11 protein-coding genes are annotated in these 17,327 nt (G+C 66.0%); 4 read left to right on the top strand and 7 right to left on the bottom strand.

Going from position 1 to position 17,327, the window contains the following annotated elements; genetic code table 11:
• Positions 1-44 precede the first annotated feature (44 nt).
• From betA to rpfF, 3 genes are all read left to right on the top strand, one after another.
• Entirely contained in the window at positions 45-1,727 is a 1,683-nt protein-coding gene (gene betA / locus AC5P7U_RS16640; RefSeq protein WP_197564619.1) for a choline dehydrogenase, read from the top strand.
• 300 nt (positions 1,728-2,027) lie between these two features.
• A complete protein-coding gene (locus AC5P7U_RS16635) occupies positions 2,028-3,704 on the top strand; it encodes a long-chain fatty acid--CoA ligase (protein ID WP_006441566.1) in 1,677 nt (558 codons plus the stop codon).
• Positions 3,705-3,903: 199 nt separating this feature from the next.
• Positions 3,904-4,773, top strand: coding sequence for a diffusible signal factor synthase RpfF (gene rpfF, locus AC5P7U_RS16630; RefSeq protein WP_008265715.1), 870 nt, complete (start codon positions 3,904-3,906; stop codon positions 4,771-4,773).
• Positions 4,774-4,785: 12 nt separating this feature from the next.
• Here rpfF and AC5P7U_RS16625 read toward each other — a convergent pair whose 3' ends face one another.
• From AC5P7U_RS16625 to prfB, 7 genes are all read right to left on the bottom strand, one after another.
• Positions 4,786-7,509, bottom strand: coding sequence for a response regulator (locus AC5P7U_RS16625; protein WP_495221276.1), 2,724 nt, complete (start codon positions 7,507-7,509; stop codon positions 4,786-4,788).
• A gap of 1 nt (position 7,510) precedes the next feature.
• Positions 7,511-8,650: a cyclic di-GMP phosphodiesterase response regulator RpfG gene (gene rpfG / locus AC5P7U_RS16620; RefSeq protein ID WP_008267350.1), complete on the bottom strand. Its 1,140-nt coding sequence runs from the start codon at positions 8,648-8,650 to the stop codon at positions 7,511-7,513.
• A 205-nt stretch (positions 8,651-8,855) separates the two neighbouring features.
• A complete protein-coding gene (gene lysS / locus AC5P7U_RS16615; protein WP_197564620.1) occupies positions 8,856-10,367 on the bottom strand; it encodes a lysine--tRNA ligase in 1,512 nt (503 codons plus the stop codon).
• 286 nt (positions 10,368-10,653) lie between these two features.
• Positions 10,654-12,294, bottom strand: a complete 1,641-nt coding sequence (locus AC5P7U_RS16610; protein ID WP_006441363.1) for an acetolactate synthase large subunit — start codon at positions 12,292-12,294, stop codon at positions 10,654-10,656.
• A 63-nt stretch (positions 12,295-12,357) separates the two neighbouring features.
• A complete protein-coding gene (locus AC5P7U_RS16605) occupies positions 12,358-13,743 on the bottom strand; it encodes an NAD-dependent succinate-semialdehyde dehydrogenase (protein ID WP_197564621.1) in 1,386 nt (461 codons plus the stop codon).
• 694 nt (positions 13,744-14,437) lie between these two features.
• Positions 14,438-15,220, bottom strand: coding sequence for an MmyB family transcriptional regulator (locus AC5P7U_RS16600; protein ID WP_197564482.1), 783 nt, complete (start codon positions 15,218-15,220; stop codon positions 14,438-14,440).
• Positions 15,221-15,265: 45 nt separating this feature from the next.
• Positions 15,266-16,391 (bottom strand): peptide chain release factor 2 gene (gene prfB, locus AC5P7U_RS16595; RefSeq protein ID WP_099551678.1). Its coding sequence is split into 2 segments (ribosomal slippage): positions 15,266-16,315 and positions 16,317-16,391, totalling 1,125 coding nucleotides; the frame shifts between segments, so codons are not numbered across the junction.
• A 183-nt stretch (positions 16,392-16,574) separates the two neighbouring features.
• Between prfB and AC5P7U_RS16590 the strand changes: the two genes are divergently transcribed.
• Entirely contained in the window at positions 16,575-17,315 is a 741-nt protein-coding gene (locus AC5P7U_RS16590; protein WP_080374907.1) for a M48 family metallopeptidase, read from the top strand.
• Positions 17,316-17,327: the final 12 nt, after the last annotated feature.

The following is a 17,327-nucleotide window of genomic DNA, read 5'->3' as shown; positions in this document are numbered from 1 at the left end:
CGGGACGCCTGCATGCAGCGCGCCCCGGCCTGCAGGAGACACCCATGAGCACCCATAACGAGTACGACTACATCATCATCGGCGCCGGTTCGGCCGGCAACGTGCTGGCCACCCGCCTCACCGAAGATGCCGATGTCAGCGTGCTGCTGCTGGAAGCCGGTGGCCCGGACTACCGGCTCGACTTCCGTACCCAGATGCCGGCCGCGCTGGCCTTCCCGCTGCAGGGCAAGCGCTACAACTGGGCGTACAAGACCGATCCCGAGCCCTTCATGAACAACCGCCGCATGGACTGCGGCCGCGGCAAGGGCCTGGGTGGCTCGTCGCTGATCAACGGCATGTGCTACATCCGCGGCAACGCGATGGACTACGACAACTGGGCCAGCATGCCGGGCCTGGAAGACTGGACCTACCTGGACTGCCTGCCGTACTTCCGCAAGGCGGAAACCCGCGACATCGGCGCCAATGACTACCACGGTGGCGACGGCCCACTGCGCGTGACCACGCCGAAGGCCGGCAACAACGAGCTGTTCGCGGCGATGGTCGAAGCCGGCGTGCAGGCCGGCTACCCGCGCACCGACGACCTCAACGGCTACCAGCAGGAAGGCTTCGGCCCGATGGACCGCACGGTGACCCCGAAGGGCCGTCGCTCCAGCACCGCCCGCGGCTACCTGGACCTGGCCAAGCCGCGCCCGAACCTGACCATCGTCACCCACGCACTGACCGACCGCATCCTGTTCTCGGGCAAGCGTGCGGTGGGCGTGCAGTGGCTGCACAACGACCAGCCGCAGCGTGCCACCGCGCGCCGCGAAGTGCTGCTGTGCGGCGGCGCCATTGCCTCGCCGCAGATCCTGCAGCGTTCGGGCGTCGGCCCGGCCGACCTGCTGCGCAGCCTCGACATCGACCTGGTGCACCACCTGCCGGGCGTCGGCGCCAACCTGCAGGACCACCTTGAGATGTACCTGCAGTACGAGTGCAAGAAGCCGGTGTCGCTGGCCCCGGCACTGAAGCTGTACAACCAGCCGGCGATCGGCGCCGAATGGCTGTTCCTGGGTACCGGCATCGGCGCCAGCAACCAGTTCGAGGCCGGCGGCTTCATCCGCAGCGACGCCGAGTTCGACTGGCCGAACCTGCAGTACCACTTCCTGCCGGTGGCGATCAATTACAACGGCTCCAACCCGATCAAGGCGCACAGCTTCCAGATGCACGTCGGCTCGATGCGCTCGCCCAGCCGCGGCCGCATCCATGTGCGCTCGAAGGACCCACGCGAACATCCCAGCATCCTGTTCAACTACATGTCGCACGACCAGGACTGGCGCGAATTCCGCGCGGCGATCCGCATCACCCGCGAGATCTTCGCGCAGCCGGCGCTGGCACCGTACAGCGGCCGCGAGATTTCGCCGGGCAGCGCGCTGCAGACCGACGCGCAGATCGATGCGTTCGTGCGCGAGCACGCCGAAACCGCCTACCACCCGTCGTGCTCGAACAAGATGGGCCACGCCGATGATCCGATGGCGGTGGTCGATGGCCAGGGCCGCGTGCATGGCGTGGAAGGCCTGCGCATCGTCGATGCCTCGATCATGCCGCAGGTGGTGACCGGCAACCTCAACGCGCCGACCATCATGATGGCCGAGAAGCTGGCCGACGTGATCCGCGGCCGCACCCCGCTCGCCCGCAGCACCGCGCCGTACTACAAGGCCAACGGCGCACCGGTGCGCAAGCAGGGCTGAGGAGCCCCAGGCCGGTAGGTGCCCACCTTGGTGGGCACTGATCCAAGCCCCCCCCCTCGGAATCCCGTGCCGACCAAGGTCGGCACCTACCATTGCCGTTTCCGAATCCTGTGCCGACCAGGGTCGGCACCAACCATCGCCGTTTCGGAATCCTGTGCCGACCAGGGTCGGCACCTGCCGTTGCAGCCTCCGCGAACCCCTCTTCGCGTTTTCCCTACGGCGGGGTATGCTGCAATGACCGGCCATTGTCGATACGCTCAGGGCCGGAACCTAATACACCACGATTCCTGGAGGGGGAATATGAGTCTGGATCGTCCCTGGCTGCAGAGCTATCCGAAAGGCGTTCCCGCCGAAATCGACGTCAACGAGTTCCATTCGGTCGCCTCGGTCTTCGACGCCTCCGTCGCGAAATTCCGCGACCGTCCCGCCTACTCCAGCTTCGGCAAGGTCATCACCTATGGTGAGACCGATGCGCTGGTCACCCAGTTCGCCGCCTACCTGCTGGGCGAGCTCAAGCTCAAGAAGGGTGACCGCGTCGCCCTGATGATGCCCAACTGCCTGCAGTACCCGGTGGCCACCTTCGGCGTGCTGCGTGCCGGCCTCACCGTGGTCAACGTCAACCCGCTGTACACCGCGCGCGAACTCAAGCACCAGCTGGTCGACGCCGGCGTCAGTGCGCTGGTGGTGGTCGACAACTTCGGCGACACCGTCCAGCAGGTCATCGCCGATACGCCGGTCAAGCACGTGATCACCACCGGCCTGGGCGACCTGCTCGGCGCCAAGGGTGCGATCGTCAACTTCGTGCTGAAGTACATCAAGAAGATGGTGCCCAACTACCACGTCAAGGGCGCGGTCCGCTTCAGACAGGCGCTCAAGCTGGGCAGCCGCCACACGCTTCCGAAGGTCGAGATCGACCACGACGACATCGCTTTCCTGCAGTACACCGGCGGCACCACCGGCGTGGCCAAGGGCGCGATGCTGACCAACCGCAACCTGATCGCCAACATGCAGCAGGCGTCGGCGTGGCTGTCCACCTCTGGCATCGAGCCGGGCAAGGAAGTCATCATCACCGCCCTGCCGCTGTACCACATCTTCGCGCTGACCGCGAACGGGCTGGTCTTCATGAAGTTCGGTGGCTGCAACCACCTGATCACCAACCCGCGTGACATGAAGGGCTTCGTCAAGGAGCTGAAGGGCACCCGCTTCACCGCCATCACCGGCGTCAACACGCTGTTCAACGGCCTGCTCAATACCCCCGGCTTCGACGAGATCGATTTCTCTTCGGTCAAGTTCACCCTGGGCGGCGGCATGGCCGTGCAGCGCGCGGTGGCCGAGCGCTGGAAGAAGACCACCGGCGTCACCCTGGTCGAGGCCTACGGCCTGACCGAAACCTCGCCGGCGGCCTGCATCAACCCGCTCACCCTGCCCGAGTACAACGGCTCGATCGGCCTGCCGATCCCGTCCACCGATGCCTGCATCAAGGACGACAACGGCAACATCCTGCCGCTGGGCGAAGTCGGTGAGCTGTGCATCAAGGGCCCGCAGGTGATGAAGGGTTACTGGCAGCGCCCGGATGAAACCGAAAAGGCCATCGACGCCGACGGCTGGCTGCACACCGGCGACATGGCGAAGATGGACGAGCACGGCTTCTTCTACATCGTCGACCGCAAGAAGGACATGATCCTGGTGTCCGGCTTCAACGTGTACCCGAACGAGGTCGAGGACGTCATCGCGATGATGCCGGGCGTGCTGGAAGTGGCCGCAGTCGGCGTTCCGGACGAGAAATCCGGCGAAGTGGTGAAGGTCGTGATCGTGAAGAAGGACCCGAACCTGACCGCCGAAATGGTCAAGGAGCACGCGCGGGCAAACCTGACCGGTTACAAGCACCCCAGAATCGTAGAATTCCGAAAAGAGCTGCCGAAGACCAACGTCGGCAAGATTCTCCGTCGCGAGCTTCGTGATACGCCCGCCCAGTAAGGGTTTGCGGGCAAGCAGGCAGAACAGGGGCCCCGCTGGCGACGGCGGGGCCTTTTCATTGCCGGAACATGGCCGGCCCAGCGCTTGCGAGCGGTTCACGACAGGTGCATAGAATCAATCGCCGCCGCACGTTCAGCTCGCCCCCTCACTCTTCTCCGTCCGCTCTGCGGTTGGCCGGACGGTCACACGGAGAACTCCCATGTCTGCAGTACGCCCCATCATCACCCGCCCTGCCCAGCACCCTACCCTGCGCATCACCGAAGAGACGGAGCGGGATGTCTACTGGATCCACATGCACGCCAACCTGGTCAACCAGCCGGGCCGGCCATGCTTTGCGTCACGTCTGGTCGATGACATCGTCGACTACCAGCGCGACCTGGGCGATCGCCTCAGTGCCTCGCATGTTCTGTCACCGCATGTCGTTCTGGCCTCGGACAGCGACGTGTTCAACCTGGGCGGCGATCTCGAACTGTTCTGCCGCCTGATCCGCGAAGGGGATCGCGCCCGCCTGCTTGACTACGCGCAGCGCTGCGTGCGCGGCGTGCATGCCTTCCATGCCGGTCTCGGCGCCCGTGCCCACAGCATCGCGCTGGTCCAGGGCAATGCACTCGGTGGCGGCTTCGAAGCGGCGCTGAGCTGCCACACCATCGTTGCCGAGGAAGGCGTACTGATGGGCCTGCCGGAGGTGCTGTTCGACCTGTTCCCCGGCATGGGCGCCTACTCCTTCCTGTGCCAGCGGATCAGCCCGCGCCTGGCCGAGAAGATCATGCTGGAGGGCAATCTCTACACGGCCCGCCAGCTCAAGGAGATGGGCCTGGTCGACATCGTGGTGCCGGTCGGCGAAGGCGTGGCCGCAGTGGAACAGGTGATCAAGGACAGCAAGCGGATTCCGCACGCCTGGGCGGCGATGCGCGAAGTCAACGAGATCGCCACCATGGTGCCGCTGCACGAAATGATGCGGATCACCGAGATCTGGGTCGACACCGCCATGCAGCTCGGCGAGAAGTCCCTGCGTACGATGGATCGACTGGTGCGGGCGCAGGCCCGGCGCAATGGCGACCCGGCCTGACAGCCCGGCGGTTCAGGACGGGCTGCGCTCACTGTCGTCGCGGTGCGGTGCCCCCGCACTACGCGCGGCCAGCGCATTCCTGCCGTTGCGCAGGGCGGCCGACAGGTTGCCGAGCCGGGTGTTCCACTCGCCCTTCAGCTGCCAGTCCGCCATGCGCATGATCTCGCCACTGGAGGCGGCAACCTGGACCAGTCCCAGGTTGCTCGCCACACCGCGCAAGGCGTGGGCATGCTCGCGGAAGTCTTCCCAAGCCTGGCGCTCACCGCAGGCCTGCAGCTGGCCCATGCTGGCGTCGACGTCCGCCAGGCACTGGTCGATGAACTTGCGCTCGAAGCCATCGCCCATGCCCAGCGCAGCCAGCTCGTCCAGCACGGCGGTGTCGAGCACGCCATCGCCGACCGGCAACGCGGGCACCGACTGGATACCGGTTTCGGCACGGGTATTGGCCGCAACGTCGGCCAGTACTTCCAGCAACCGGGTGGCGACCACCGGCTTGGCCAGGAACGCGCGCGCGCCCGCCTGTTCGCAGCGCAGGATCGACTCGGGGGTGACATCGGCACTGAGCACCATCACCGGCACATAGGGCATGCCACTGGCCTGCATCACCCGCAGCTGCTTGAGCAGGTCCAGGCCGCTCATGCCGGGCATGTGCAGATCGACGATCGCCGCGTCGTAACTGGCCTGCTCAAGCGCGTCGAGCACTTCGGCGCCACCATTGACGCAGGTGACCTTGTGGCCGGCCTTCTCGAGCAGGCGCTGCAGCACCATCCGGTTGGCCTCATGGTCATCGGCCACCAGCACCCGCAGGCTGCGCACCCGTGCCCGATGGCGCAGGAACGGATTGGAGAACGCAATGACGTTGCCGGCTTCGGCCACCTCGGACGCCGCCACCGGCGCCGCCACGGGGTCTGCAACGTCCAGCGTGATTTCAACCCAGAACACGCTGCCGCGCGGGCTGTTCGGGGCGTAGCCGACCTGGCCGCCCATCGACTCCACCAGGCCCTTGGCAATGGCCGTACCCAGGCCGGTGCCCTCATGGCGCCGGGCCAGGCCGACATCGCCCTGCTCGAATGCATTGAACAGGCGACCGCGCAGGGCCACCGGCACACCGATGCCGGTATCGACGATCTCGAAGCGCAGGCGTACCCGCTCGCTGCCCAGCGCATCAGGGCTGGACACGTGCAGTTGCACGTAGCCGCTGTCGGTGAACTTGACCGCGTTGCCCATCAGGTTCAGCAGGATCTGCTGCAGATGGCCGGCGTCGCCCAGCAGGCGCGGCGGCACGTTCTCGTCCACCTGCACGCGGTAGTCCAGCGATTTCGAGCGGGTCTGCGGGGTCAGGATCAGGTTGATCGCCTGCAGTACGTCGGCCAGCGCGAATTCGTGCCACTCCACCCGCACCTTGCCCGCCTCGATCGCGGAGATGTCCAGCACCTCTTCCACCAGCGCCAACAGGCTGCGGGTCGAGGCCTGGATGGTGTTCAGGCATTCGCGCTGCTCATCGTCCAGGCGCGTGGTGGCCAGCACTTCGGTCATGCCGGCCAGGCCATTCAACGGCGTGCGGAACTCGTGGCTCATGTTGGCCAGGAAGCGGCTCTTGGCCTCGTTGGCCTGGCGTGCTTCGGCCACGGCGCGGGTCAGCGCGTGCAGCAGCGAGTCGAAGTACAGCGGGATCGCGCCCAGGCCCAGCAGCAGGCCCCAGCCCAGATAGTCGTGGCCCCGCCAGTACGGCGACAGCATCACCGTGCACAGGAACGCCAGGCAGCCCATCGCGGTGGCCACGCGCAGATAGGTACTGCCGTAGCGCATGCCGTTGCCGATCGTCACCCACAGCATCACCGCGTACAACGGTGCCGCTGGCTCGCCCTGGATGGTCATGATCCAGGCCATGCAGGTGTAGTCGGTCAGCATGCCGATCACCCGCCGCACATGCGACACGCCCGGACGCACCAGAATCGCCGCCAGCAGCCCGGCGGAGATGGTCAGCTCGAAGGCCAGGATCAGCCAGGTCGTGGTCAGCGCTTCACCGCCACCACTGAGTGAGCGCCAGCCCAGGTAGCTGATGAACAGCGCAGTGATGACGATGCGGATCAGGTTCTGTGCGTGCTCGCTGTCCTCGCGCCCGGACAGGCGCTGCCTGAAGCGGGCCAGCAGCGAACGCGAGCCGGCAGCGACGGCGGGGGTCGTATCCATGGTCGGATGTCGCATCCTTCGGCGCAGCAGGGAAGAACAGCACAACGGAACCGCCAGCAGGCCCAGCCACAGGGAAAGGGCCAGGCCTGGATTGGCCCGCCAGTAAGGGGTCATCAGTACGGTGGCACCGAAACTGGCCATTGCCAACACGATGGCAGCGGCCAGGTAGCGGGGGCCGAAACGCAACCCATTGCCGACCGTCACCCACATCACCACGGCATACACCCAGGCCAATGGCTCGCCCATCTGGATCATGCCGACGGCGATCAACCCGTAGTCGGCCAGCATCCCGGCTACCCGTCGCGGGTCCGAGCGGCCCGGCTTCCACAGCAGCCACGCGAACAGCAGCAGCGACAGGCCGAGCCCGGTCAGTATGGTCGCCAATACGCCCTGATACTGCTCCAGCCGATGCAGCCGGGCGCCCGACAGCAGCACATAGACCAGGATCAGCGAGATCAGCACCATCCGCACGATCGCCTGGCCATGCTCCGAATCCGGACGCTGCGCCAGCCGGCGCTTCACGCGTGCGAACAGGTCCTGCATGTCACCCACCCGGTCGCGTCGATGCCGTCGAGTGCTGGGCGCAGATATCCATCAGCTGCGGGTGGCCGCGCATCAGCGCATCCACGCAGCGCGGGTCGAACAACCGGCCACGCTGGGCATACAGATAAGCCAGTGTGGCTTCCATGGTCCATGCTTCCTTGTACGGACGGGGCGAAATCAGCGCATCGAACACGTCGGCCACGGCCACGATCCGCGCCTCCAGCGGAATGGCCTCGCCCACCAGGCCGTCCGGGTAACCGCTGCCGTCATAGCGCTCGTGATGGCGCAGCGCGATCAACGCACCGACCTGGATGAAGCGGTTCTGGCTGCCGCTGAGCAGCTCATGGCCGATCCGCGGGTGCCGGCGCATGATCGCCAGCTCCTCGTCGTTGAGCTTGCCCTGCTTGAGCAGCACGGCATCGGGAATGGCGATCTTGCCCATGTCATGCAGCGGTGCCGCCATCTCGATCAGCTTGACGTCATCCTCGGGCAGGCCGAGCTGCTCAGCGATCAACCCGGCGACCCGTGCCATGCGCTCCAGATAGGCACTGGTGCCGGCATCACGGAACTCGATCGCACGAGCCAATCGCGACAGGGTTTCGCGTTCGCGTTCCTCGACCTCGTGCATGCTGGCCAGCAGCCGCTGTTCCAGCGACAACGCACGCTGTTTCACGTTCTCGGTCTGCTGGCGCAGCTGCAACAGGTTGTAGCAGCGCGCACGCAGTTCGCGCGGTCGGATCGGCTTGACCAGGAAATCGATGACACCCGCTTCCAGCGCCGCCTGCCGGATCGGCTCGTCGCCAACCACGGTGATCAGGATGACCGGAATGTCGCGGTGCTTGGGCAGGCGACGGAAACGACGGGCGAACTCCAGCCCGTCCATCTCCGGCATGCGGTAATCGAGCAGCAGCAGGTCGACCGGATGCGCCTCGCACCAGGCCAATGCAGTCAGCGGGTCACCGAAGTCATACACGCTCAATTCCGGCGCGATGTCCTCGATGACATGACGCAGCATCGTCCGGGCGGACGTCTGGTCGTCAACAATGACGATGTTCAACGCGTACTCTGCCTGGCTTCTCGACCATGCTGGATCATCAGCAGGCGAGGATACTCTGCCGCTGCGAACGCTCGCACCCTGCATCGGCCTGACTCCCGTGTCATACGTCCCGGTTCATGATCGTCATCACATTGTGAAGCGGACGCTTCACAATGCACCATCCCCCTGGCGCCGATCAAGCCATAACAGGCGTCAAGGTAGTGCATTAACGATACGCCGAGTGCGGGACGCGTCAATCGCGCCGTCTCGTTTCGCGACGGCGCGCACAATCAGGAGTCAGAAAAACGGCTTACTGCTCCGGACGCATGTACGGGAACAGCAGCACGTCACGAATCGAACTGCTGCCGGTGAGCAGCATCACCAGGCGATCGACGCCGATGCCGAGGCCGCCGGTCGGGGCCATGCCGTACTCCAGCGCACGGATGTAGTCGGCGTCGTAATGCATCGCCTCGTCGTCGCCACCTTCCTTCGCAGCCACCTGGGCCTGGAAGCGCTGGGCCTGGTCTTCCGGATCGTTCAATTCCGAGAAGCCGTTGGCCAGCTCCTTGCCGTTGACGAACAGCTCGAAGCGGTCGGTGTAGCCCGGATCGTTGTCGTTGGCGCGGGCCAGCGGCGAGACCTCCACCGGATGATCGGTGATGAAGGTCGGCTGGATCAGGGTGTGCTCGACGGTGGCTTCGAAGATCTCCAGCAGCAGCTTGCCCCAGCCATAGGACGGCTTGACCTTGATCTTCAGGCGCTCGCAATGGCGCAGCAGCGCATCGCGGTCGGTGCAGTCGGCGGCGGAGATCTCCGGGTTGTGGTGACGCACGGCCTCGTCCATGCGCCAGCGGCGGAACGCCGGGCCCAGGTCGATCTTCGCGCCGTCCCACTCGACCTCGGTGCCACCGTTGACGGTCGCGGCGACGTCACGGATCACGCCTTCGGTCAGGTCCATGATCTCGTTGTACGTGGCATAGGCCTCGTACAGTTCCATCATGGTGAACTCCGGGTTGTGCCGGGTACTGACACCTTCGTTGCGGAAGTTGCGGTTGATCTCGTACACGCGCTCCAGGCCACCGACGGTCAGGCGCTTGAGGTACAGCTCGGGCGCCACGCGCAGGTACAGGTCCAGGTCCAGCGCGTTGTGGTGGGTGGTGAACGGCTTGGCCGCTGCGCCGCCGGGGATGTAATGCATCATCGGCGTCTCGACTTCCAGGAAGTCGCGGTTGTCGAGCCAGGCGCGCATGGCGCGGATGATCTTCGAGCGCTTGATGAAGACCGCGCGCGATTCCGGGGTCACGATCAGGTCGACGTAGCGCTGGCGGTAGCGCTGCTCGACGTCGGCCAGGCCATGCCACTTGTCCGGCAGCGGGCGCAGCGACTTGGTCAGCAGGCGGATCGATTCGGCCTTGACCGACAGCTCGCCAGTCTTGGTACGGGTCAGGCCGCCTTCGACGGCGATGATGTCACCCACGTCCCAGCCCTTGAAGGCGGTGTAGGCATCACCGAGGACCGTGCCCTGCAGGAACAGCTGGATGCGGCCGGACTCGTCCTGGATCTGCGCAAAGCTGGCCTTGCCCATGATGCGCTTGGCCATCAGGCGGCCGGCCATCTTCACCTGGCGGCCGTTGCCTTCCAGGGCCTCGGCGGTCCACTGTTCGGCATCGGCGAATTCTTCCTGCAGTCGTCCGGCAAAGTCCTCGCGACGGAAGTCGTTCGGGTACGCGATGCCCTGCCCACGCAGCGCTTTGAGTTTCTCACGGCGCTCGGCGATCAACTTGTTTTCGTCGACGGGGGGGGTATCGGTAGCTTCGCTCATGGATCTGCGGGAATCGTGTAGTGAGGGGGGATGCTGCGCCCGGCACAGCCGGCTCCACAGCATACCAAAACCGCCCTGCCCCCGGCCCCTGGTGGCCCCGTCCCGGTAGCCGCCAGCCCAGGTCGGCGCCGACAAGCCCAGGCAGTCGCCAACCTTGGTTGGCGCCGACAAGCCTCGGTAGTCGCCAACCTTGGTTGGCGCCGACAAGCCTCGGTAGCCGCCAACCTTGGTTGGCGCTTCGTGTGTCGACCAAGGTCGACACCTACCTGGCCGCGTGGGCCCGGCGTCAGCCGTTGCCGGGGAACGCCTGGCGCAGTTCGTCCACCAGCACCCGCTCGTTCTCCGAATAGTCGATCGGCACCGACACCAGGTGCACCCCGCCCTCATTGAACGCCGCTTCCAAGGTCGGGATGAACTGCTCGATGGCCGTCACCTCGTGACCCCTGCAGCCATAGGCCTCGGCATACTTGACGAAATCCGGGTTGCCGAAGGTCATGCCGTAATCGGTGAAACCATCCACCGCCTGTTTCCAGCGGATCATCCCGTAAGCGCCGTCGTTGAGGATCAGCACCACCAGATTCAGGCCCAGCCGGCGCGCCGTTTCCAGCTCCTGGCTGTTCATCATGAAGCCGCCATCCCCGCACACCGCCAGCACCCGCCGCTGCGGGTACAGGATCGAGGCCATGATCGCCGACGGCAGGCCCGCGCCCATCGTCGCCAGCGCGTTGTCCAGCAGCAGCGTATTGGCCACCTGGGTGCGGTAGTTGCGGGCGAACCAGATCTTGTACATGCCGTTGTCCAGCGCCACGATGCCGTCCGGTGGCATCACCTGGCGCACGTCGTGCACCAGCCGCTGCGGCGTGAACGCTTCCTCTTCGGCACGGTCAGCGATGTGCTCCAGGATGGTCGCGCGCAGCGGCAGCAGCGCATCGGCGTTCGGCACCGCACCCTCGATGCGATCGGCCAGCTGGGTCAGCGCGCGGCCGATATCACCGATCACTTCCACCTGCGGGAAGTACACCTGCTCCACCGCCGCCTGCGAGTAACCGATATGGATCACGGTCGGGCCGCCCGGGCGCATCACGAACGGCGGCTTTTCGGTGACCTCGTGGCCGATGGTCACGATCACGTCGGCCTGGTCGATCGCCATGTGCACGTAATCGCGCTCGGTCAGCGCCGCGGTGCCCATGTACAGGCCCGAGCCACCGGCCACCGCCCCCTTGCCCATCTGGGTGGTGAAGAACGGAATGCCGGCCCGCAGCACGAACGCTGACAGCGCTTCGCTGGACTGTGGCCGCGACGCCGCCGAAGCGATCATCAGCAGCGGACGCCTGGCGTTACGGATGATCTCCGCCGCACGATCGAGCGCCTCCGGGCTGGCAATGGGGCGCTCCACCGCGTGCGGGGGAATCAATGCCACGCCCTCGACCTCGTTGGCCGCGATGTCTTCCGGCAGTTCCAGCAGCACCGGACCCGGCCGCTCTTCCTGGGCCACCCGGAACGCCTCGCGGACGATGGTCGGGATGGTGCGCGCCGAGACGATCTGCCGCGCCTGCTTGGTCAGCGGCTTCATCGTGCTGACGATATCCACGATCTGGAAGCGCGCCTGCTTGCTGGCAACGATGCCCTTCTGCCCGGTGATCATGATCACCGGCCACGCACCCAGCAACGCATACGCCGCGCCGGTGGTGAAGTTGAGCGCGCCCGGGCCAAGCGTGGCCAGGCACACGCCGGGCTTGCCGGTCAGGCGCCCATAAGTGGCCGCCATGAACACCGCCGCCTGCTCATGGCGGGTGACGACCAGCTCGATGCTGGAATGGCGGAGCGACTCGACCACGTCGAGGTTTTCTTCGCCGGGGATGCCGAAAATACGCTCGACGCCTTCGTTCTCAAGCGCGGCGACGAGCAGGTCTGAACCCTTGGACATTGGAATGCCGTCCTTTTCGCTGGACTGATGGTGGATCGTTGCAGGAAGGATGAGAGCCGCGCGTCAAGGCTTGTCGAACCACACCGTCTGCGCGTTGACGAATTCACGGATACCGAAGTGCGAGAGCTCGCGGCCGAAACCGCTCTTCTTCACGCCACCGATCGGCACGCGCGGGTCGGACGCCGAGAAGCCGTTGACGAACACGCCCCCGGTCTGCAGCCGGCGCGCCAGCTGCATGGCCCGCGCGCGGTCGCCGGTCCACAGGTTGCCGCTGAGGCCGAACTCGCTCTGGTTGGCCAGTTCCACCGCATGGTCGGCATCGCGCGCGCGGCTGATCGAGGCCACTGGGCCGAAGGTCTCGGTATCGAAGGCCTGCATGCCCGGCGCCACGCCGGCCAGCACAGTGGGGGCATAGAACGCGCCCGGGCGCTGCAGTTGATGACCACCGACCAGCAGCTGCGCACCGGCCTCCACCGAAGCGCGCACCTGCGCATCGAGCTGCTCAAGCAGATCCTGGCGCGCCATCGGGCCGATGCGGTTGCCGGGGTCGCGGCCATCGCCAATGGTCAGCGCCTGCACCTTCTGGCAGAACTGCGCCACGAACCGGTCGTAGACCGCCTCTTCGACGATGATGCGCTTGCCGGCAATGCAGACCTGCCCGGTGTTCTGGAAGCGCGAGGCCACCGCGGCATCAACGGCGGCATCGAGATCGGCATCGGCCAGCACGATGAACGGATCGGAGCCACCCAGCTCCAGCACCACCTTCTTCAGCGCCTGCCCGGCCTGGGCGGCAATGCTGCGACCGGCCGCCACGCTGCCGGTCAGGGTCACCGCGGCGATACGGTCATCGGCAATCGCGCGGCTGGTGCCCTCGCGGCTGATGTTGGCGGCGATGAAGGTGCCGTCCGGCAGCCCGGCATCACGCCAGGCGGCATCCAGCAGCTGCGCGGTACCCACGATGTTCTCGGCCGGCTTCAGCAGGAAGCCGTTGCCGCCCATCAGGATCGGCACCGCCGCACGCATCACCTGCCAGTATGGGAAATTCCACGGCATGATGCCCAGCACCACGCCCAGCGGCAGGTAGGACACGTAGGCCTTGTCATCGGGCACCTGGGTCGGCTCGTCGCGCAGGAACTGCGCGCCGTGGTCGGCGTACCAGTCGCACAGCACGGCGCACTTTTCGATCTCGGCCAGTGATTCGGCCTGGACCTTGCCCATTTCGGCGGTGGCCAGCGCGGCCAGCTTTTCACGGTCACGGCGCAGTACGGCAGCCATCGCGCGCAGCACACCGGCGCGCTGTTCGAGGCTGGTTTCGCTCCAGGCGGCAAAGCCGGCCTGGCCGCGGTCAAGGATCGCCTCCAGTTCGGCGTCGGTGGCGAAGGGATGGCTGGCGATGAGCTGGCCGGTGGCCGGATCGCGGGAAATGGCAGTGCTGGGGGCAGCGGACATGCAGGTCTCCTGGTGTCTCGACGACGGGCAGTGGCCCGTCTCCTGCACAGGAATGTGGACCTGTTCGATGGCAGCAACAAGGCGTCTGCTTATCCTGTGACCTGCACTTACCTGCCTGAATGGGCGGCTCTTGGCAGGGCTGCGCCCTGCACCCGCTCAAGCCAGAGCAACGTCAAAAGCCGGGATTCCGTGGGATGGCGGGGTGGGTCCGGTTGCGGGAGACGCCGTAAACCCGTCCTTGGGGGCTTGGCCGCGGCATCCATGCCGCGGACACTCCCGCAACCGGACCCACCCCGCCTTCGACAATTTCCTGCTGCTGTTGGTGGGTGCCGACCTTGGTCGGCACGGGGTCGGATCTCATCGTGAATTTCGATATCTGACAGATGTGTCGACCAAGGTCGACACCCACCAACAGCCGCGTGAACCTGTCGAAGGTGGGGCGGTGTCGGAGTGCGGGGTGTCAGCCGCATGGGCCCGAGGCATGCCTCGGGCGGGCTGGGCAGGACGCCCAACCCCGGTCTTGCCGTGTGCGCAGGAACGCGCACACGAGCAAGCGGCTGCCAAGCCTACACGGACGTACTTGCGGCGTCCCCGCACTCCGGCACCGCCCCGCCACCCCACGGATAGCCTGCTGTTGCTGTTGCAGTTGCTTCGGCCTCTGCGGGTGCAGGGCTGCAAGCCCTGCCGAACACCCCTACTTCCGCGGCAGGTAGGTCACCAGCGAGAGGTCGTGCCGGCTCTCCGGCACCAGCGCCACGTACTGCAGGTCCAGCAACCCGCGCGTGGGATGGTTCAGCTTCTTCGCACCTTCGTCGAACCGGCGCACGTCGTGCTCCGGCCACCACTGCCGGAATTCCTCGCTGTGCGCCGCGATATCCTCGACCAGTGCCAGGAACGGCGCCTTGTCCGGCGCCTGCGCCATCGCCGCACGGAAGCCTGCCAGCAGGCCGCGGGTCATTTCTTCCCAGTTGAGGATCAGCGTGCGGTACGGCGGGTACAGGAACATCAGCCGCAGCGTGTTGCGCTCATGCGGCGCCAGCTGGCTGTAATCCACGAACAGTTCGGCGATGGCCGGGTTCCAGGCCAGGATGTCGAAACGGGTATTGCGCACGTAGGCCGGGATCGGCTGCATCGCCTCCACCAGTTGGCGCAGGCCGTCGGTCACGCTCTCGTCCGGCGACTCCAATGGCACGCCATAGCCGGACAGCGCGAACGCATAGGCGCGCTCGTCGTCGCTCATGCGCAGCACCTGCGCCAGGCGCTCCAGCACCTCGGGCGAGGCGCGAACTTCGCGCCCCTGCTCGATCCAGGTGTACCAGCTGACGCTGACCCCGATCGCCAGCGCCACTTCCTCGCGCTTCAGGCCCGGGGTACGCCGGCGCCCGGCCGGCAGGCCGAGCGTGGTGGGGTCGACACGGGCGCGGCAGGCCTTGAGGAAGCCACCCAGTTCCTTGCGTTCACTTTCGCTGCGCATCATCGCCCTCCGTTGCGGAAGGCGATGATATCCGCGCAGGCACGTGGATCAGGCATCGACGCGCTTGGAACCCACGGCCAGGCCGGCCTTCAGGCTGGCCTCGACGAATTCGTCCAGGTCACCGTCGAGCACCTTCTGCGTGTCCGAACGCTCGATGCCGGTACGCAGGTCCTTGATACGGCTCTGGTCAAGCACGTAGTTGCGGATCTGGCTGCCCCAGCCGATGTCGGACTTGGTGGCTTCCACCGCATCCTTCTCGGCATTGCGCTTCTGGATTTCCAGCTCGTACAGCTTGGCGGCCAGCATCTTCATCGCGTTGTCGCGGTTCTGGTGCTGGCTGCGGCCGGTCTGGCAGGCCACGACGATGTTGGTCGGGATGTGGGTGATACGCACCGCCGACTCGGTCTTGTTGACGTGCTGGCCACCGGCACCGGACGAACGGTACACGTCGGTACGCAGGTCGGCCGGGTTGATGGTGATGTCGATGTTGTCATCGATTTCCGGCGACACGAACACCGAGGTGAAGCTGGTGTGGCGGCGGTTGTCCGAATCGAACGGCGACTTGCGCACCAGGCGGTGCACGCCGGTCTCGGTCTTCAGCCAGCCATAGGCATAGTCGCCTTCCACCCGCAGCGTGGCCGACTTGATACCGGCAACGTCACCGCCGGAGACTTCCATCAGCTCGGTCTTCCAGCCGCGCGATTCGCACCAGCGCAGGTACATGCGCAGCAGGATCTCGGCCCAGTCCTGGGCTTCGGTGCCACCGGCACCGGCCTGGATGTCGACGAATGCCGCCGCATTGTCCATCTCGCCGGAGAACATGCGCTGGAATTCCAGCTTCTCGACGTGCGCCTGGTGCTTGTCCAGGTCGGCGACCACGGCCAGCGCGGTGTCTTCGTCCTGCTCGGACTCGGCCAGCTCCAGCAGTTCGGTCGCGTCGGTCAGGCCGTCCAGTACCGAGGCGATGCCGCCCACGGTCTTTTCCAGGCTGGAACGCTCGCGGCCCAGGTTCTGGGCGTACTCGGCGTTGTTCCAGACGTCGGGGCTTTCCAGCTCCCGCGTTACTTCTTCAAGACGCTCTTTCTTGGCGTCGTAGTCAAAGATACCCCCGAAGCGACAGCACGCGATCGGTCAGATCGGTGATGCGCTGGCGGACAGGATTCAGTTCGATCATGTCGGCGGTCATGCATTCAAAAGATGACTGCAAATGATACCGCAGCCGCCCGGCCGCGGCGAGGCGGCCCGAACCCGGTGGTCCCGCGCCTGGACACGGGCCCGCACGATGCCGGTAGACTTCCCGACCGCCGCGGGTACAGGGGGACGCGCGGTCCATTCCCATCCAAGGAGCATCAATTCAATGACGATCATGCGTTCCACCCTCTGCCTGGCCGCCTGCCTGCTGGCCGCCAATGCCTCGGCCATCGACCTGAAGGGCCTGACCAGCACCGGCATGAAGGCCGGCAAGGCGCTGACCCTGTCCGACGCCGAGGTCTCGGCCGCCGCAGACCAGGCCTGCACCTACATGGACAAGGACAACCAGGTGGTTGCCGGCAATGATCCCTATGCCCAGCGCCTGGCCAAGATCACCCAAGGCCTGGCCAACGAGGACGGCCTGAACCTGAACTTCAAGGTCTACCGCACCGCCGACGTCAACGCCTGGGCGATGGCCAACGGCTGCGTGCGCGTCTACACCGGCCTGATGGACATGGCCAGCGACGACGAAGTGCGTGGCGTGATCGGCCACGAAATCGGCCACGTGAAGCTGGGGCACAGCAAGACCAAGATGCGCACGGCCCTGCTCGCCTCGGCTGGCCGCGAAGGCCTGGCCGCCTCGGGCAATGGCAACCTGACCCAGCTCAGCCAGGGCCAGCTGGGCGAGCTGGCCGAAGGCTTCGTCAACGCGCAGTTCTCGCAGAAGGAAGAGAGCGCGGCGGACGAGTACGGCTACCAGTTCATGAAGCGCCACAGCTACGACCCGGCGGCACTGGCCAGCATGTTCCGCAAGCTGTCCAGCGAAGGCGGCCTGATGTCCTCGCACCCAGGCTCGGAAGCCCGCGCTGCGCGCATCGACGCGATGATCAAGAAGGACAAGAAGTAAGTTGACCGCGGG

The sequence above is a fragment of the Stenotrophomonas sp. YJH_SMC_57 genome (assembly GCF_059369755.1).
Note: the sequence above shows the minus strand (reverse complement) of the source record. Positions and strands in the feature narration are given on the sequence as shown.